This window comes from Paenibacillus sp. FSL H3-0329 (assembly GCF_037963285.1).
GTDB lineage: Bacteria > Bacillota > Bacilli > Paenibacillales > Paenibacillaceae > Paenibacillus_AQ > Paenibacillus_AQ odorifer.
The window spans coordinates 1,380,342-1,397,095 of record NZ_CP150150.1; the positions used below are offsets into that span (position 1 = coordinate 1,380,342).

Annotated in this window: 18 protein-coding genes and 1 riboswitch; of the genes, 15 read left to right on the top strand and 3 right to left on the bottom strand. The window is 45.3% G+C overall.

The genetic code is table 11. From position 1 onward, the window contains the following. The first annotated feature begins 212 nt into the window (after positions 1-212). Positions 213-539: a YnfA family protein gene (locus NSQ66_RS06070; RefSeq protein ID WP_036681801.1), complete on the top strand. Its 327-nt coding sequence runs from the start codon at positions 213-215 to the stop codon at positions 537-539. An 867-nt stretch (positions 540-1,406) separates the two neighbouring features. On the opposite strand, the gene NSQ66_RS06075 is transcribed toward NSQ66_RS06070, so the two are convergent. Beyond that, positions 1,407-3,095, bottom strand: coding sequence for a methyl-accepting chemotaxis protein (locus NSQ66_RS06075; RefSeq protein ID WP_076128127.1), 1,689 nt, complete (start codon positions 3,093-3,095; stop codon positions 1,407-1,409). Between the two features lie 365 nt (positions 3,096-3,460). Next, positions 3,461-3,506, top strand: a riboswitch (PreQ1 riboswitch). A 10-nt stretch (positions 3,507-3,516) separates the two neighbouring features. On the opposite strand from NSQ66_RS06075, the gene NSQ66_RS06080 reads away from it, so the two are divergent. The 10 genes from NSQ66_RS06080 (at position 3,517) to NSQ66_RS06125 (ending at position 12,086) form a co-directional block, all read left to right on the top strand. Continuing rightward, the gene (locus NSQ66_RS06080) at positions 3,517-4,230 is read left to right on the top strand and encodes a queuosine precursor transporter (protein ID WP_076128125.1); all 714 of its coding nucleotides are present in this window, start codon (positions 3,517-3,519) and stop codon (positions 4,228-4,230) included. Positions 4,231-4,507: 277 nt separating this feature from the next. Next, positions 4,508-5,989 carry an AMP-binding protein gene (locus NSQ66_RS06085; protein ID WP_076142161.1) on the top strand — a complete coding sequence of 494 codons (1,482 nt, stop codon included), beginning with the start codon at positions 4,508-4,510 and terminating at the stop codon, positions 5,987-5,989. After that, entirely contained in the window at positions 5,986-7,137 is a 1,152-nt protein-coding gene (locus tag NSQ66_RS06090) for a thiolase family protein (RefSeq protein WP_076142162.1), read from the top strand. The genes NSQ66_RS06085 and NSQ66_RS06090 overlap by 4 nt, the downstream gene beginning before the upstream one ends. Beyond that, positions 7,134-7,535 carry a MaoC family dehydratase N-terminal domain-containing protein gene (locus tag NSQ66_RS06095; RefSeq protein ID WP_076128119.1) on the top strand — a complete coding sequence of 134 codons (402 nt, stop codon included), beginning with the start codon at positions 7,134-7,136 and terminating at the stop codon, positions 7,533-7,535. Before NSQ66_RS06090 ends, NSQ66_RS06095 begins: the two co-directional genes overlap by 4 nt. Further along, positions 7,510-7,851: a MaoC family dehydratase gene (locus NSQ66_RS06100; protein ID WP_076142163.1), complete on the top strand. Its 342-nt coding sequence runs from the start codon at positions 7,510-7,512 to the stop codon at positions 7,849-7,851. Before NSQ66_RS06095 ends, NSQ66_RS06100 begins: the two co-directional genes overlap by 26 nt. Before the next feature lie 2 nt (positions 7,852-7,853). Beyond that, entirely contained in the window at positions 7,854-8,675 is an 822-nt protein-coding gene (locus tag NSQ66_RS06105) for an SDR family NAD(P)-dependent oxidoreductase (protein WP_076142164.1), read from the top strand. Next, a complete protein-coding gene (locus NSQ66_RS06110) occupies positions 8,676-9,476 on the top strand; it encodes an energy-coupling factor transporter ATPase (RefSeq protein WP_076142165.1) in 801 nt (266 codons plus the stop codon). Beyond that, entirely contained in the window at positions 9,461-10,318 is an 858-nt protein-coding gene (locus NSQ66_RS06115) for an ATP-binding cassette domain-containing protein (RefSeq protein ID WP_076142166.1), read from the top strand. Before NSQ66_RS06110 ends, NSQ66_RS06115 begins: the two co-directional genes overlap by 16 nt. After that, on the top strand, positions 10,311-11,114 hold the full coding sequence (locus NSQ66_RS06120; protein WP_076142167.1) for an energy-coupling factor transporter transmembrane component T: 804 nt from the start codon (positions 10,311-10,313) through the stop codon (positions 11,112-11,114). The genes NSQ66_RS06115 and NSQ66_RS06120 overlap by 8 nt, the downstream gene beginning before the upstream one ends. A gap of 6 nt (positions 11,115-11,120) precedes the next feature. Then, positions 11,121-12,086, top strand: a complete 966-nt coding sequence (locus NSQ66_RS06125; RefSeq protein ID WP_076142180.1) for a nitronate monooxygenase family protein — start codon at positions 11,121-11,123, stop codon at positions 12,084-12,086. 84 nt (positions 12,087-12,170) lie between these two features. Here NSQ66_RS06125 and NSQ66_RS06130 read toward each other — a convergent pair whose 3' ends face one another. Further along, entirely contained in the window at positions 12,171-13,265 is a 1,095-nt protein-coding gene (locus tag NSQ66_RS06130; RefSeq protein WP_076128106.1) for a Xaa-Pro peptidase family protein, read from the bottom strand. A 225-nt stretch (positions 13,266-13,490) separates the two neighbouring features. Here NSQ66_RS06130 and NSQ66_RS06135 point away from each other — a divergent pair, with 225 nt between their 5' ends. Both NSQ66_RS06135 and NSQ66_RS06140 read left to right on the top strand, forming a co-directional pair. Further along, positions 13,491-14,333: an SDR family oxidoreductase gene (locus tag NSQ66_RS06135; RefSeq protein ID WP_076142168.1), complete on the top strand. Its 843-nt coding sequence runs from the start codon at positions 13,491-13,493 to the stop codon at positions 14,331-14,333. A gap of 25 nt (positions 14,334-14,358) precedes the next feature. Then, complete coding sequence (locus NSQ66_RS06140) at positions 14,359-14,862, top strand: GNAT family N-acetyltransferase (protein WP_076142169.1); 504 nt, start codon at positions 14,359-14,361, stop codon at positions 14,860-14,862. Between the two features lie 17 nt (positions 14,863-14,879). Here the strand turns inward: NSQ66_RS06140 and NSQ66_RS06145 are convergent, their stop codons facing one another. Next, complete coding sequence (locus NSQ66_RS06145; RefSeq protein WP_076128100.1) at positions 14,880-15,224, bottom strand: helix-turn-helix domain-containing protein; 345 nt, start codon at positions 15,222-15,224, stop codon at positions 14,880-14,882. A gap of 91 nt (positions 15,225-15,315) precedes the next feature. Between NSQ66_RS06145 and NSQ66_RS06150 the strand changes: the two genes are divergently transcribed. After that, positions 15,316-15,576, top strand: coding sequence for a YqkE family protein (locus NSQ66_RS06150; protein ID WP_076142170.1), 261 nt, complete (start codon positions 15,316-15,318; stop codon positions 15,574-15,576). Positions 15,577-15,804: 228 nt separating this feature from the next. Beyond that, positions 15,805-16,752 (top strand): ABC transporter permease, encoded by a 948-nt coding sequence (locus tag NSQ66_RS06155; RefSeq protein WP_076142171.1) that lies wholly within the window; start codon positions 15,805-15,807, stop codon positions 16,750-16,752. Positions 16,753-16,754: the final 2 nt, after the last annotated feature.

The following is a 16,754-nucleotide window of genomic DNA, read 5'->3' on the forward strand; positions in this document are numbered from 1 at the left end:
GGTGAGCCTTGAGTAGTTTGCTGTCTACGGATGAACCTTGAGTAATTTACTGTAAGCAGCTCCACGGGTGAACCTTGAGTAGTTTGCTGTAGGTAGCTCTACGGGTGAACCTTGAGTAGTTTGCTGTAGGTAGCCCCACGGATGAACCTTGAGTACAATTTGTTATGAGTAACCTTTGCGTTTTTAGGAGATTGACAGGGAAGAGGGATGACATGTTATTTGCCATTCTGCTATTTATAATTGCTGGCCTTGCTGAGATCGGTGGCGGATATTTAGTGTGGTTATGGTTGAGAGAATCAAGGCCACTTTGGTACGGCTTAGTGGGGTCCTTGATTCTGATAGCGTATGGGATTATCCCTACGTTGCAGAAATTCCCTTCCTTCGGCAGAGTGTATGCGGCTTACGGCGGGGTGTTTATCGTGCTCGCGGTCTTATGGGGATGGCTTGTAGACAAGAAGACACCAGACGTATATGACTGGGTCGGAGCAGGTATTTGTGTGATCGGTGTATCGGTCATCCTCTGGGCACCGCGACACTAAGTTGAGTGATGTTTGCTTAGCCATAAAAGCTGAATGAAAGCTGAGTAACCTAGTTTTTACTGAGTGAGTAACTTGGCTTCGGACTCAGGGGACCTTATTTGCGAAAAAAGGGTTATTTTGGAGCGTTTTCGGACATCAGAGGCGCTATTTGAGCGAAATAGGCTGAGTCTGGGTTGATTATGAGGCCATAGCGTCTCTCGAGTCCGAAAAAGCCTTCAAATGGCAGTTTTTCGAGTAATAGCGGCATCTGAGTCCGCAAGCCAGCAGCAAATAGCGTGCTGAGGTCTAAGTGAGAGCTTCGCGCAAGCTAGTGCATGTAGCTGATTCTATTGCTGTAGGTAGCATCCACGGAGGAACTTTGAGTAACTTGCAGTAGGTAGCATCCACGGAGGAACTTAGAGTAATTTGCAGTAGGTAGCATCCACGGAGGAACTTAGAGTAATTTGCAGTAGGTAGCACCACGGATGAACTTTAAGTAATTCGCTGTGAGTAACTTGGCTCCGGACTCAGGGGACCTTATTTGCGAAAAAAGGGTTATTTTGGAGCTTTTTCGGACACCAGAGGCGCTATTTGAACAAAATAGGCTGAGTCTGGGTTGATTATGAGGCCATAGCGTCTCTCGAGTCCGAAAAAGTCTCCAAATGGCAGCTTTTCGAGTAATAGCGGCATCTGAGTCCGCAAGCCAGCAGCAAATGGCGTGCCGAGTCTAAACGAGAGTATCGCGCAAGCCAGCAGCACATGACGCACCGATTCTAAGCGAGAGCTTCGCGCAAGCCTAGCGTATGCCCCCAAGTCTAAGCGAGCCATCGCAAACTAAAAACCCCCGTTCAACACTTTCGTGTGAACGGGGGTTTTAATTTACAAGCGTTAAATCTTAAATTGCTGCACAGCTTCTTGGAGTTTCTTGGCTTGCTCATACAGATGTTTAACAGTTTCTGCATGACCTTCCAGTTCGACGCGCTGCCGCTCTGAGTTAGCAGCGAGTGTGTCCGCACTTTCTTGCGATCTTGATGTAATTTGTGCAGTTTCTTCGACGGAAGCACTGACTTCTTCTGTACTTGCTGAGATTTGCTGTGTAGCCGCAGATACGGATTGGATGCTGTGATTGATGCTTTGGATAAGAATCAGGAGGTGATTAAAGGCATCACCTGCTTCTGCTACTTTGCCGACTCCAGAGGCAACCTCAGAATTCACGTGGTTCATCTCGGTAACGGAGCGACTCATATCTTCTTGAAGCCCAAGTAGGAAGTCACGGATCTGTTCGTTTGCGTTACGGGATTGTTCAGACAGCTTGCGTACTTCTCCCGCAACAACAGCAAAGCCGCGTCCATGCTCTCCTGCGCGTGCAGCTTCAATTGAAGCATTTAGCGACAGCATTTGGATCTGTTTCGTAATTTCAGTAATACTGTGAACGACTTCTCCGATCATTACTGAACGCTCATTCATGATTTGTAACTGATCCAGCGACTGTAGGGAAGCACGTTCAACCTGGCGCATTTGCAGCACAGCGCTTTGAGCAATTTCATTACCGCCACTTGCTTCAGTGGAAGCCTCACTGATTTGCTCCGTGACTTCATTCGCTGCTGAGGCAATACTTTGAATGCCTAAATTGATTTCTTCCATTGCTCTCGAGTTATCTGATGCACTGCTAGCGATAGTCGTACTACCTTTGCCGATTTCTACTACCGATGAGCTGGAGTGTTCCGCCATATCATTGAGAACCTCAACACGTTCTTTTAAAGAGTTGGAATCCGCAACGACAGTATTAGAGGTTACCAGTACATGTCCAATCATTTCTTTCAGGCGTTGGGTCATCGCTTGGAAGCTTACGGACAACTGTGCAACTTCGTCATTTCCTTTAACTGATAATTCTTCGGTGAAATCTCCCTCTGCGAGCCGGGCACTATAAGCTGCCAGTTTTGAGATTGGACGTGTTATACGCACACTCATGAACCATGCACCAGTTAGGCCGATGATCAACGTCAGAAGTGTGATTCCGGCACTTGTCCATAGAATACTGTCTGTTTTTTCTTGAATGAAGCTTACGTCACTGCTTACACCGATAACCATCGTACTTCCGGGAATACCGATATAAGCTGTTTTATGTATACCATGTGCGTCGCTATATGTATCGCTTAGTCCAGTTTTTCCTTTAGAGGCTTGTTGCATTGCAGAGGATACGGTGACACTTTCTGCCCGTTGCAATTTTGCATCGTGATCTGCGGATAGAATCTCAGCTTCTTTTCCCTTCAGATTGACCAGAAAAATGGTTTCCACTCCATGTTGTTTCCTCTTTTCCTGAAAATAGAACTCGAGATTGGTGGCAGACTGATCGTTCTTATTTAGGGTTTGCTGGGCGTGCATTACGTTGAGATTCTTATATACGTCCTGAGCAGCGGCAGTAAGGATTTTGTTAATCTGCGGCATAACATAGCTGTTGAAGATACTGATAGAGATAAAATAGAAGCTGGTGCTTAACAAAAGAGACGTGAGCAACAGAACAACAAATAATAAACGCGTAAATTTGCGACTGATCGAATGCTTGATACGAAACATATCGTTCTCTCCTTTTTTTATGGACGGTGAGGTCATTTCTTTTTGGTCTTCACTAGATACTCCATGCCAACTGCTGGAAATTGGCGACCCGAGATATATTCCATAGTTATGTCATATTTCTACTAAATGGATCGGGAATAAGGTGTTTGATACTATTCTATAGAATTAACCTCTGGATGAATAGTGAAAGTTTTGTCCTATAGAGCATTTTTTTCTGAAAAAAATGAATTATTGCTGACTATTTTAGATAATTGGCGAAAAAAAAGAAATGGAACTACCAATTTCATATAAGAATATTATTTTTATGGATTGTTAAGCGCTATTGTGATAGAGTATTAATGTTTTGTTCCGAAAATTTAATATTGTAAGCCGCGGTTCGTAACCATCCCGCGTAAACAAAACTAGGAGGAATTTCAGTAATATGTTTAATTTGCTGTGGGGAGTTTTATTTGTTATTGTCAATTTTGCTTTTTTTCTACTCTGTTACCGCTTGTTCGGGAAAAGTGGAATGTATGCCTGGGTAGGTATTGCTACTGTAATTGCTAACATTCAGGTAGCTAAGACGATTGCTATGCCATTTGATATTGTGATGACACTCGGAAATACGATGTATGTCACTTTATATATGACCAGCGATTTACTTAATGAGAAGTACGGAAGAGCGGAAGCACGTAAAGCGGTCTGGTTTGGTTTCTTCACCTTGCTTATGACTACTGTCATTATGCAGATGGTATTAGTATTTAAGCCGCAGGAGACCGATATCGCTCAGTCTTCTTTGGAGACGATTTTTGGGCTGATGCCTCGACTAGCTTTGGGTAGTCTTACTGCTTACTTCATTAGTCAGTTCCTAGATGTTCGGTTGTACTCTTGGATTCGTAAATATTACAGCACCTCAAGTCAGCTGTGGATTCGTTCCAACGGTAGTACGATGATTAGCTCCTTTGTGGATACACTTATTTTCTGTACCATTGCGTTTGCGGGCTTGTATGACTGGAATGTATGGCTTGAAATTTTGCTTACGACTTATCTAGCGAAGTTCTTACTAACCGCAGTAAGCACACCTATCTTATATATCGCCCGAACCTTTACTTTTGCTGAAGAGGGTTCACCATCATCCGTTCAAAAGAAGGACTAAACAACAATACAGCCAGCGCGTACCGATCATAATCGATGCGTGCTGGCTGTTTTTTCGTTGTAAGATGGACTTAATCGTTACATGAAAGATGTGTACATAAAAATAATATAAAGCTAAAATAAGCTATCGTAGCAATTCTAGCGGGTTAGTTTAACAGGAGCGCCTGCGATGGCGCTTATCACATATCCTTTAGTTTGGGCTGGACTTGCGGGGCAGTCCGATTGAAGAGAATGTATATAATCGGTAGTCACAGAAATTACGAACAGGTGTGATCAGGATGAATCTAGTAGTTCCTATACTGCGTCATGCAGCACAGCAGCCCGACAGCATTGCCTTAACCCATGACCAAGCAAGTCATACCTATGCCACATTAGTAAAAACGATGCGGAGAATCGCGAATGGCTTACAGCAAAAGGGTCTGAGGCATGACAAAATCGCGATTTTATCTACGAATCGTATTGAATTTGTTGAGGTTTTTTTGGGGGCGATTTATGCGGGCTGTGTTCCCATTCCCTTAGATCCCAAATGGAGTGCTAATGAACTGCAGGTTATTATAGAGCAGTGCCAGCCGACAATGATTTTTGCCGAGCCGGAAGCCGCAAAGAATCTGGTTTTCAAGGATCAAGTAATCCAAACATTGACCTTCTCAAATGAACGAACAGGTTCCTATGATCAGTGGTTGGCTGCCCTGAAGCCGGAGGCTGAGTTGGATGAGACGAATGAATTATTATTTATTGGCTTTACGTCAGGCACAACCGGATTGCCCAAAGGTTATATGCGTACCCATTTATCATGGTTAAAAAGCTTTGAGGTTTCGAATATTGCTTTTGAATTGGACGCTATGAAGGATGTTTTGGCACCAGGTCCATTTGTGCATTCCCTATCCTTATTCGCCGTAATGCAGAGTCTATATGGTGGAGCAACCTTTCATATCACACAAAAATTTAGTGCCACGCAGGTGTTAGAGTTGTGTCAGCAAATTCCGGGCGTGGTGCTGTTCGTCGTACCAACAATGATCGAATCCATGATGCAGCAGGCTGTACCTGGGCAGATACAGATTGATGCGATGATTAGCTCAGGTGCAAAGTGGTCGGAGTTGTCCAAGAAAAGGGGCATGGAAGTGTTTGGTGGAGCGCGGCTTTATGAATCCTACGGTTCTTCAGAAGCGAGCTATATTAGTTATTTGAATGTTCTGACCGAGCATAATCCGACCTCTGTAGGCAAACCTTATCCCGGGGTGCAAATTTCCATTCGTGATGACCAGTTCCGGGAAGTCCCTCCTGGGGAGATTGGGCAGCTATATGTGCGTAGTGATATGATATTTTTAGGCTACCATCAATTGCCGAATGAGACAGCAGCAGCTTTTAGAGAGGGATGGCTTGTTTTAGAAGACTATGTTTATCAGGATGAAGCTGGTTATTTATATATGGCGGGACGTTTGAAGAATAAAATCATATCCGGAGGGCTGAACGTTTATCCGGAAGAAATAGAGAGGGTGCTGGAGTTTCTTCCGGAAATAGATGAAGTGATGGTGCTTGGCGTGCCTGACGATTACTGGGGAGAACAGCTGATAGCCCTCGTGAAGTGGAGCGGAGAACAGCATTTATCTGTCGAAGAAATTAAGAATTATTGCCGCCAGTATTTAGCGAGCTACAAAGCGCCGAAGCAGCTGCTAACCGTGGATGAATTTATCTATACAAGTAGCGGGAAAATTGCCCGGCAAGCGATGAAAGACTATGTGAAAAGAGCGATGATATGATAGAAGCAGTAATTGTCATGGCAAAACGTACACCGGTTGGCAGAATGGGTGGCTTATTAAGTACACTTGAGCCGGAGGCATTACTGGCGCCGCTTATTCAGCATATTGTAGCCGAAACGAACTTGCCTAAAGAACTGATTGATGATGTCATTATTGGGAATGTTGTGGGCCCAGGAGGTAATATTGCCCGGGTAGCTGCGCTTGAAGCGGGGCTGCCTGTTTCGGTTCCGGGTGTCACCGTGGATCGTCAGTGCGGATCTGGGCTAGAGGCAATTAATATAGCAGCAAGACTGATTCAAAGCGGCGCTGGTGAGATTTATTTAGCAGGTGGTGTCGAAAGTACGAGCCGTGCTCCATGGAAAATGGCTAAACCACAGACGTTAATGGGGGTTCCACAGCTGTATACCCGTGCACATTTTACGCCTAGCTCTTACGGCGATCCGGATATGGGAATTGCTGCAGAGAATGTAGCTAGGAAATACGGGATTTCTCGAGAAGAGCAGGATCAATATGCCTTAAAAAGCCATCAAAAGGCGGTTCATGCTCAGCAAAGTGACCGGTTTCAGCAGGAGATAGTACCTCTTCAGGTAGAGGGGCAGTGGGTGAGCACCGACGAATGTCCTCGGGCAAATACGAGTCTGGACAAGCTGCAAAAGCTGCCGCCAATTTTTGAAGAAAAGGGTACCGTCACTGCTGGAAATGCCTGTCCTATTAATGATGGCGCAGCGCTTCTATTAATGATGTCTCGTGAGAAGTGCCAGCAGCTTAAGCTTACCCCTATTTTGCGGGTCGTGGATGCGCAAGCTGCGGGTGTAGATCCGAACTATTTGGGTATGGGGCCTGTACCAGCTGTGCAAAAGGTGTTAAAACGCCAAAAGCTTACCGTTGCCGATTTAGATATCGTAGAGTTTAACGAAGCTTTTGCTTCACAAGTATTGGCATCACTGAACGAGCTTCAAATTCCACAGGAAAAGGTCAATCTTGGCGGGGGGGCATTAGCAATAGGCCATCCATACGGAGCTTCCGGGGCTATGTTAATGACTCGCTTATGTGCTGAAATGCAACATGCCCCTTACCAACGAGGGCTTGCTACTCTGGGAATCGGCGGTGGGATAGGTCTGGCAACACTCGTGGAGGTTATAGAATGAACAGTGTCCGACATCAGATCCATATGACTGCTGAATGGATTTCGGACTATGCACAGAGTATTGAAGCACCCGTGCAGACGATAAATGGAAAGCTGATCGCTCCTGCGACGATGCCTATTATTTTCTGGCAAGACTTCGATATTCCTTGGTTAATCATTGGTGAACCCTTGCTTCACGGCACTCAGAAATTTTCATATCAGGCTCCGATTACGGCGGGGATGATTTTGGATTGTGAATTAGCGTTAACGGGCGAGGTGCAAAAAGAAGGCAGACAGGGTAAACTGACTTTTTACACACATACGCTGGTTTGTAGGTGTGAGGGTAAGCTAATAGTCACCGCAGAAACGGTGTTAATTCGGGTAGGTGATGATCATGATAAAAAAGTGCATAACAGCTGAGGCTATCCGGCAATATGCAACTGCTTCCCAAGATTTGGCGCCTATACATCTAGATGCAGAGGCCGCAGCCAAGGCTGGTTTGGAGCGACCCATCGCACATGGGATGTATCTTATGGGATTAGCCCAATCTTTGTATATTGCTGAGCACCCTACACAGTGGATCACTCAATATGATATGAAATTTCATAAGCCAATAGAGGTCGATAGTGTCGTGATTTTTGATTTTGCAGCGGACGATTGCTTTGTGAAAGTGATCCTTACAACAGAAGCTGGCGATGTTATTGCTGCGGGAGCTTTTGCAGTGAAAGAGGTGTAGTGATGACTAGAGTAGCCTTAATTACTGGAGCAACAAGAGGGATCGGACGTAGTATCGCCATGCAACTTGGCAAGTCAGGTTATATAGTGGTTGTAAATGGTACGAAACAAGTCTTAATTGATGAGGTTGTTCGCGAGATCCGCCAGGCAGGCGGAGAGGCACTAGGGTACGCTGCTAATGTAGCCGATTCCGCCGCAGTCACTGCCATGGTAGGTGAGGTCATTGCCCGATACGGTCGTATCGAGGTGTTGATAGCTAACGCGGGAATTGTGCAGGATCAGAAATGTCAACGTATGACGGATGAACAGTGGAAGAATGTTCTGGATGTGCATTTAAATGGCACTTATTATTGCATTCAACGAGTATTACCACATATGCGTGAAACAGGTGGGGATATCCTGTTGATGACCTCTGCTGCTGGACTAGCAGGTTCCGTGGGTCAGGTGAATTACAGTGCAGCCAAGGCTGGAATACTGGGCATGATGTGGACGCTCGCAGCAGAGCTGAAACGTGACCAGATTAGGGTCAATGCGATTTCTCCAGCGGCATTAACGGATATGACCAGACCTATAATTGACCATTTGAAGGAAAAATATTTCAGTCGTAATGAACCTTTGCCTGACTTTTGGAGAATAGGTGACCCGGAGGCTATTGCTTCCTTCGTGACTGCATTATTGAATGAGTCCGACGCGGATTTAACCGGTGAAATCTTTGCTGTGAATGGATCAAAAGTGACAAAATGGGAGAAGCCTGCACCTGCATTTTCCGAGAATAGCATTGAGGCATTTTTTGCTGCTTGGCACCGTCAAAAGGGGACTGAATAAATGCTTACCTTCGATCAAGTTTGTTTTTATTATAAAAAGGGACAACCTCTCCTGGAGGATATTAGCTTTACGATAGACGCAGGGGAGTTTGTGGCGATAGTCGGGGCGAATGGTTCTGGCAAATCCACTATTGCAAAGCTCATGGACGGACTGCTGCTGCCGCGAAAAGGGACTGTACAATTTAAGAGCTTGGACACAGCAAAACCAACAGATCTTGCGGAGATTCATCAGCAAATCGGTTTTGTTTTTCAGAATCCAGAGGATCAATTTATCACCACAACCGTTATGGATGAGGTGCTTTTTGGTTTGGAGAATATCCGTGTGCCGAGGGAGGAAATGCGCAGCCGATTGGATCATGCCTTACAGGCCGTTCATATGGAGGATTATCTGGAGGCTATGCCACATCAGCTATCTGGAGGTCAAAAGCAACGTGTCGCTATCGCAGCTATATTGGCGATGCGCCCGCAAGTCATTATTTTTGACGAGGCTACCTCAATGCTTGATCCCCAGGGAAGACAGCAGGTTCTTTCTATCATGCAAGAGCTGCATCGTCAAGGCCTGACCCTAATTCATATCACCCACCATATGGAGGAAGTGCTTGCAGCAGAACGCGTATTGCTCCTGCACCAAGGACGACTTGAGTTTGACGGCGATCCACTGACTTTTTTTGAATCCATGCCTGTTGCGGACTATCAATTACAACTGCCCTTCGCAGTGCGTGTACATACATTGCTCCATTCAGCAGCACCGCTAACAGCCGATTGGAAGGGGATAATTCGATCACAATGGTCTACCAATTAAAAAATCTAAGTGTGAACTATGCCGATCATGTGGCTTTGCGCAATATAAACTGCACTATTCCTGAAGGCAAATGGATTTCGATTATCGGTCCAACAGGCGCAGGAAAGTCTACCTTTGTCAAAGTGCTGAAGGGCTTGATTCCCACCGTAAAAGGAGACTATTGGATTAACCAGCAGCCTGCCAGCAGAGATGCTAAAGGACGCTTAAAGGTTGTCCCCGAGTTGGGTTTCGTTTTTCAATATCCGGAGCATCAGCTATTCGAAACAACGGTGCATAAGGAGCTTGCTTTTGCTCTGAATCAGCAGGGTGCTTCACGTCAGCAAATTACAGAGGCGATTGAAATGATCTTGCCGCAAGTGGGTTTGCCAGAGGGGATTCTCCCCTTAAATCCATTCCAGCTAAGTGGTGGTGAAAAGCGCCGTGTAGCTATTGCCTCTGTACTGATGACAAATCCGAAGCTGCTGATATTGGATGAACCGACAGCGGGTCTCGATCCAGCTAGCCAAGTGTCTTTGCTGAGGCTACTAAAGGAATGGCAGCAACAAGACAATCGCACCATCCTCTTCGTTTCGCATCAGATGGGTGATGTTGCCGAATTCTCAGATGAGGTCATGGTTTTTCATGAAGGTCAGTTAAAAGGGCATCATGATACCAGAACATTGTTTCTGGAAAAGGAAGAATTACTGCTGGAACTTGGACTATCCTTGCCTGAACCCGTACAGCTCTTGAAGCTAGTGGAGGAATTATCTGGTCAGAAGATTGAAGTTGCCAGCTGTAAAGAGCAGGATATCTTCGAAGCGATTTTGCCGATTTGGCATTCGAGGGGGCAAGGGCATGGCTGATTCCGTATTAGTCGGTCAATATGTGGAGACACATTCGATTTTTCATCGTTTAGATCCTCGTACAAAGCTTGTAAGTATCGTGATGCTCATGCTTAGCTTTATGATGCTTGGTACGGGGCTTAGTTATGTTGTTGCAACCTTTTTTGTATTGGGAATGTTATTACTGTCTAAAGTTCCTGTGCATTTTTTTTGGCGAGGGCTACGGCCGGTATTATTTATTTTATTATTTACTTTTGTTTACAATGCCGTGTTCACCAAGGGGACGATTCTCTGGTCATGGTTTTTTATCGAGGTGACTGAAGAGGGATTGCGGATAGGATTACGTTTTGTATGGCGGATTATATTGCTCATCTTGTTGGCCTCAATTCTGACATTAACTACTAAACCGCTAGACTTAGCTTATGGTCTGGAGAAGCTGCTTGCCCCTCTGTCCAAATTGGGGGTACCCGTAGAGCAGTTCTCTTTAATGATAGTGATTGCGATCCGTTTTATTCCTACCATCAAGGAGGAGCTTGATCGTATCCTTCTCGCACAAAAGGCTAGAGGTTATGATCTCACAGTATTATCACTGCCTAAACGGATATATGCGTACATTCCGATCATTATTCCTCTGCTCTTCACAACGATTCAACGTGCTGAACAGCTGAGCTATGCAATTGATGCGCGTGCTTATGGGAATGGTAAAGGAAGGACTTCTTTTAAAAGACTGCAATTTCAGCAAATAGATTATCTGGTAGGGGGAGCTGCCCTTTTAATTGCCGTGATTCTGCTTTGCTTAAAGATAGGAAAGGTGTAGATGAAGATGAAATGGAACACCCGTATTACGGAGTTATTGCACATAGAATATCCTATTATTCAAGGAGGACTTGCTTATTTAGGTTATGCAGACCTTGCGGCTGCGGTTTCAAATATCGGTGGACTGGGTCAGGTCACAGCAATGAGTCTTCCGGATGCGGAGGCCTTACGTGCAGAAATACGTCGGGTACGAACACTAACGGACAAACCATTTGGTGTTAATTTTGCTATCGGCATGCATGGGATTGGTTATGAAGATCGGGTGCAGGTCGCCATCGAAGAGCAGGTTCCCGTGGTGAGCCTCACTGGAGGGAATCCAGCCCCTATACTGGAAATGTTACAGCCCACCGATATTAAAACACTCGTGCTCGTCTCCTCACGCAGACAAGCCCAAAAAGCTGAACAATTAGGGGCTTCTGCGGTTATTGTTGTTGGGCATGAGGGAGGGGGCCACTTAGGGCGTGACGATGTTGGAACCATGGTGCTCGTTCCGCAAGTGGTTGATGCGGTTAATATTCCTGTGATTGCTTCCGGAGGGATCGGAGATGGCCGTGGATGGATGGCTGCTCATGCACTTGGGGCTGAAGGAATCGAAATGGGCACTCGTTTCGTTGCTACAGTGGAATGTGTTCATGCGGCCGCGTCTTATAAAAAAGCTTTAGTAGAAAGCTCAGAGTCGGATACGGTTGTAATCAAACGTTCTATTGGAGCACCCGCACGAGTGTTACGTAGTGATTACATTGATCAAATTCTTGAAATCGAGCGCGTGACTCCGACCTATGAAGCATTAAAAGAATATATCAGTGGTGCAGCCAACAAGCGCTGGATCTATGATGATATCAAAGAAGAGGGCATCGGCTGGGCAGGTCAAGTGACAGGAATGATCCAAGATATTCCTACAGTCGCGGAGCTGATCGGCAGGATGGTGAAAGAGGCTAAGTTGGTTCGCGGGATGTGGGGAACACAGGTTTGAATTTAAAAAAACACAGAGCGGCGATTCTCTCATTATTTGAGGAATCGCTGCTCTGTGTTTTTGGCTGTGGCTTGTAATTCTTTTCTATAAATGAAGAATAGTCAGTTCCTTAGGGAAGCTTGTTAAGGTCTCTGCACCTTCAGCTGTAATAATCAGATCATCTTCGATACGTACACCCGCTAGTCCAGGCACATAAATTCCTGGCTCAACGGTGAACACATTGCCGATTTCGATAATGTCGTCGTTCTGTCCGTGAAGTGATGGATATTCATGAACATCCATGCCCAGTCCGTGTCCGACACGGTGTAAGAAATATTCTCCGAATCCAGCTTCTTCAATCACATCACGTGCAGCTTTGTCGACTGAGCCGAAAGGTGCTCCAGGATTGGAGGCAGCGATCCCAGCTTCGTTGGCAGCCAGCACAGTGTTATAGATAGTGACTAGCTTGTCGTCCACGGATTCAATAGCAAAGGTACGTGTAATATCAGAAGCATAACCATCGGCATACACCCCGATATCAAACATCAGGAAGTCGCCGGGTTGAATGACCCGGTTGCCCGGAACACCGTGAGGCAGGGCAGTTTTCGGACCAGAAAGCACCATAGTGTCGAAGGAAGGGCCGGAAGCGCCAACCTTTTTCATTAGATATTCTAGCTCCGCTACTAGATCGTTTTCTGTAACGCCTGTTTTTACGTGGGTAAGAACGCGGCGCAAGGCTTCCTCAACTAGCTCAGCGGCATGTTTCATGCGCTTAACTTCATCCGGGGTCTTTTTGGAGCGCATGCTGCGCAGCAATGGACCAATATCACTAAACCTTTCAGCTGGAACAGCAGCGGTTAGGTGCTCAAAACGGGCTACTGAGAAATGTTCTTTTTCTATGCCGAGAGTACCTAGCTTACTGCTGCCGAAACAATCTTTTAGCAGGTTATAGGGATTATCAGTGTCAGTGTGAGTTAGGATTTTGGTGACCGAAGAGGCTGCTTGAGCTGCTTCTGCATCCAATGCAGGCAGAATGAGCATAGGCTCTTCTCCGCGTATCAGCAGCAGACCCAGAAAACGTTCATGCGGATCGCTGGCGAAGCCGGTTAAGTAGTAGACATGCTTGGGATCTGTTACGAGCAGGGCATCCAGACCTTCGCCCGCCATTTGCTGCTCTAGGCTTGTCAGAGCATTATTCATAGTTGGTGTTCCCCTTTCAACTTCACGATTAGAACTGCAATATTCCTATTATAGATCAAAAATAGACCAGACGCACCTGACGAACTATAACTATCGTTGGCTAATCATGACATGAAGCTTTTCTTAACCCTACTAGTTGGTGTAACATATCTTTAAATATACTTCTCCTAAGGTTAGGCTGAAGCTTATTCGGGTACGGTTGTTGAGAGAGGAGTGATTCTTGCAATGAGAGGAACAATCGCACTTGTTACCGGAGCGAATTCCGGTATGGGGCTGGCCACAACAGTTGAACTGGCTCGCAAGGGAGCTAAAGTTATTATGGTTTGCCGTAATCGCCAGCGGGGAGAAGAAGCACTTGCTGCCGCCAAACAAAAGAGCCACTCCGAGGATATCGAGCTCATGTTGTGTGATCTGGCTTCACTTGAGAGCATTCGCAGCTTTGCTGAGGAATTCACTATGAAATATCCTATGCTAGACATACTTATCAATAACGCCGGGGTAGTCACGATTAAGCGTCAGCTTACGAAGGACGGCTTTGAGATGGATCTTGGCGTAAATCATTTGGGGCATTTTCTACTTACCAATCTGTTACTTGAGTCGTTGCAGGCAGCAGAGCAAGGCCGTATCATTGTGGTTGCCTCCGGTGCTTACAAGATAGGTGCGCTCCATTATGAAGATCCAACCCTCGCTCGCCGTTTTAATCCTGCAAAAGCCTATGCCCGATCCAAGCTAGCCAATATTCTGTTCACGCGGGAGCTGGCTTCGCGTCTTCACGGAACAAGGGTGACGGTGAATTGCCTGCATCCGGGAGCAGTGGGGACGAATATAGGTGTAAACCGGGAGACTGGTTTCGGCAAGTCGGTACTTAAGTTACTCTCATACTTTTTCTTAACACCTGAACAAGGTGCCGATACAGCGATTTATTTGGCTACAGATCCCGATCTTGGAGAGGTAACCGGTCAATATTATTATCGAAGAAAGATTAAACAACTGTCTCCCAGAGCGCAGAATACAATAGAAGCCGAACGGCTGTGGCAATGGAGCCAGGAGCAGGTCGGCCTGAGTTAATTAACACATTTGGAGGAATTAAGGGATGAATTGGGAGAACAGCAGAATTGAAGATGCAACATCTGCAGACTTAGCAGCTATTGTAGATATTTATAACTCAACGATTGCTGGGAGGGTGGTAACTGCAGATCTGGAACCCGTTACTGTTGCAGACCGGGAGAAATGGTTTCTTGAGCATAATAGCCATCACCGTCCCTTATGGGTACTGAAGCAAGGAGATGAAATTGCTGCATGGTTCAGTTTTCAATCCTTCTATGGTCGTCCAGCGTATAATGCAACAGCAGAAATCAGTGTATACGTGAATGAAAAGTTCCGTGGTGGTGGTGCGGGCAGAATTCTTCTGACAGAGGCCATTGAGAAAGCCCCTAGTCTCGGAATTAAGAATCTAGTCGGCTTTGTGTTTGGACATAATGATCCAAGCCTTGGTTTGTTGAAAAAGTTTGGTTTTGAAGAGTGGGGAATGCTGCCTGGTGTGGCTGAACTTGACGGTATAGAGCGTGATTTAGTCATTGTCGGCCTTAAAATCTAATGCCTCATATAAAACGCTTACATTTTGAGAGTTGAATTTAGATTATCGGTGTCACAATCGACCCATTCTTTGGACCAACTCTGTAAGTCTCGGATGACTGATTCCAGGGCAAGACCTTTATCCGTCAAAGAATATTGGATCCGCACGGGGGTCTCTGGGAACACTTCTCGAAGAACGATCCCTTCCTGTTCCAGCTCTTTGAGCCGTTCGGAGAGCAGTCTTCCACTGATGGGTAATGCCGCTTCAATTACATTGAAACGTTGGGGTCCTTGAAGGAGCTGGTAGATAATTAAACCAGTCCAACGCCTGCCGATAATATCCATACTTTTTTGTAGCCGGGGACATAAATCATTGGACTTCATAGGGCTCACCTCTTAGTAAACATTATAAACGAAAAGACCAATAACTTAAACAAATTCCAATTTAATTCAGTACTAGAAAGGATGATGGACAGTGTCTAAAAAAAAGAAAATGCCTACCACACCAAGAGCCGCTACGAATGATGGCCCTGCTACGTTAAAAGATCTGCTAAGCAGTGATGTTCTAGGAAAGTTGAAGGCGCAATCTGATGCGTTGAAAGCGGAGGAAAATGACCGTAAAGAAGCTGCCCGTAAGGCAGTGGAAGATCAGCGCAAGGCTGAGCAGAAGCGGTTGGATAATGATTTTGCACATCTGCTGGAGAACAGTAATCAGGATTGGAAGAAATATAAATAAATCCTATAGCTTAGCGCTAAAAATATGGCAGAGATTAAAGAGGCACCCGTTAGGGTGTCTTTTTTTATGTAACTTAAGCAGATAAGCCTAAGTCTTAATTATTTTAAATTTAAGTATATGAAAGGGTTGACCCTCAAAGTGGGCTTAGGTATAATTTAAAAAATTGCGAATGAAAATCATTATCATAAAATCGCATGTGTAAACTATTAAACAGATAAGGAACAACTCATGAAACTAAAATATTTGTCCCTACTTCTAATAGTATTTTCATTTATATCTTTGTTTATAGGCGTTAAAGATATATCCCCATTAGATCTCTTTCATCTTACGGAATCTCAAGTACAGACCTTGCTGGTAAGCCGGATTCCCCGGTTAGCCGCATTGATTATCGCTGGAGTCAGCATGAGTATTGCCGGATTAATTATGCAACAGCTGTCACGCAATAAATTCGTCTCCCCGACTACGGCAGGGACGATGGATTCCGCGAAATTTGGTATTCTCGTATCCCTCATGTTATTCACAGGCGCAACGCCAATGCAGAAATTGCTGGTTGCTTTTGTTTTTGCACTATTGGGCACCTTTATTTTTATGAGAATCTTGGATCGGATCAAGTTCAAGGATAGTATTTTTATCCCGCTGGTCGGACTCATGTTCGGCAACATTGTAGGCTCGATTACAACATTTTTTGCGTATAAAAATGATTTGATTCAGAATATCTCGTCTTGGATGCTTGGAGATTTCTCAACGATTATCAAAGGCCAATACGAATTAATTTATATCAGCATTCCACTTGTCATTCTGGCGTATCTCTTCGCTAATAAATTTACGGTAGCCGGTATGGGCGAGGATTTCTCCGTTAATCTTGGCATGAATTACAAAGCGGTTGTCAACGTGGGATTGGTAATTGTAGCGTTAATCTCTTCTGTTGTCATTTTAACCGTAGGTACGATTCCATTTCTGGGTCTGGTAGTACCTAACATTGTAACGTTGTACATAGGAGATAACCTCAAAAAAAGTCTGGCGCATACAGCCATTCTCGGAGCGGTGTTCCTCCTGTTCTGCGATATTCTGGGCAGGCTCATTATCTATCCATATGAAATATCAATCAGTCTCACGGTAGGCGTCATCGGTAGTGGTCTGTTTATCTACTTGCTGATGAGAAGAAAGGCGAACTAGAG

What these genes read in the sequence shown, in the direction of transcription:
- NSQ66_RS06110 (WP_076142165.1), top strand. Translation starts at nt 8,676, where the DNA reads ATGCTTACCTTCGATCAAGTTTGTTTTTATTATAAAAAGGGACAACCT.
- NSQ66_RS06125 (WP_076142180.1), top strand. Translation starts at nt 11,121, where the DNA reads ATGAAATGGAACACCCGTATTACGGAGTTATTGCACATAGAATATCCT.
- NSQ66_RS06090 (WP_076142162.1), top strand. Translation starts at nt 5,986, where the DNA reads ATGATAGAAGCAGTAATTGTCATGGCAAAACGTACACCGGTTGGCAGA.
- NSQ66_RS06095 (WP_076128119.1), top strand. Translation starts at nt 7,134, where the DNA reads ATGAACAGTGTCCGACATCAGATCCATATGACTGCTGAATGGATTTCG.
- NSQ66_RS06080 (WP_076128125.1), top strand. Translation starts at nt 3,517, where the DNA reads ATGTTTAATTTGCTGTGGGGAGTTTTATTTGTTATTGTCAATTTTGCT.
- NSQ66_RS06135 (WP_076142168.1), top strand. Translation starts at nt 13,491, where the DNA reads ATGAGAGGAACAATCGCACTTGTTACCGGAGCGAATTCCGGTATGGGG.
- NSQ66_RS06130 (WP_076128106.1), bottom strand. Translation starts at nt 13,265, where the DNA reads ATGAATAATGCTCTGACAAGCCTAGAGCAGCAAATGGCGGGCGAAGGT.
- NSQ66_RS06120 (WP_076142167.1), top strand. Translation starts at nt 10,311, where the DNA reads ATGGCTGATTCCGTATTAGTCGGTCAATATGTGGAGACACATTCGATT.
- NSQ66_RS06100 (WP_076142163.1), top strand. Translation starts at nt 7,510, where the DNA reads ATGATAAAAAAGTGCATAACAGCTGAGGCTATCCGGCAATATGCAACT.
- NSQ66_RS06085 (WP_076142161.1), top strand. Translation starts at nt 4,508, where the DNA reads ATGAATCTAGTAGTTCCTATACTGCGTCATGCAGCACAGCAGCCCGAC.
- NSQ66_RS06105 (WP_076142164.1), top strand. Translation starts at nt 7,854, where the DNA reads ATGACTAGAGTAGCCTTAATTACTGGAGCAACAAGAGGGATCGGACGT.
- NSQ66_RS06070 (WP_036681801.1), top strand. Translation starts at nt 213, where the DNA reads ATGTTATTTGCCATTCTGCTATTTATAATTGCTGGCCTTGCTGAGATC.
- NSQ66_RS06145 (WP_076128100.1), bottom strand. Translation starts at nt 15,224, where the DNA reads ATGAAGTCCAATGATTTATGTCCCCGGCTACAAAAAAGTATGGATATT.
- NSQ66_RS06140 (WP_076142169.1), top strand. Translation starts at nt 14,359, where the DNA reads ATGAATTGGGAGAACAGCAGAATTGAAGATGCAACATCTGCAGACTTA.
- NSQ66_RS06155 (WP_076142171.1), top strand. Translation starts at nt 15,805, where the DNA reads ATGAAACTAAAATATTTGTCCCTACTTCTAATAGTATTTTCATTTATA.
- NSQ66_RS06115 (WP_076142166.1), top strand. Translation starts at nt 9,461, where the DNA reads ATGGTCTACCAATTAAAAAATCTAAGTGTGAACTATGCCGATCATGTG.
- NSQ66_RS06075 (WP_076128127.1), bottom strand. Translation starts at nt 3,095, where the DNA reads ATGTTTCGTATCAAGCATTCGATCAGTCGCAAATTTACGCGTTTATTA.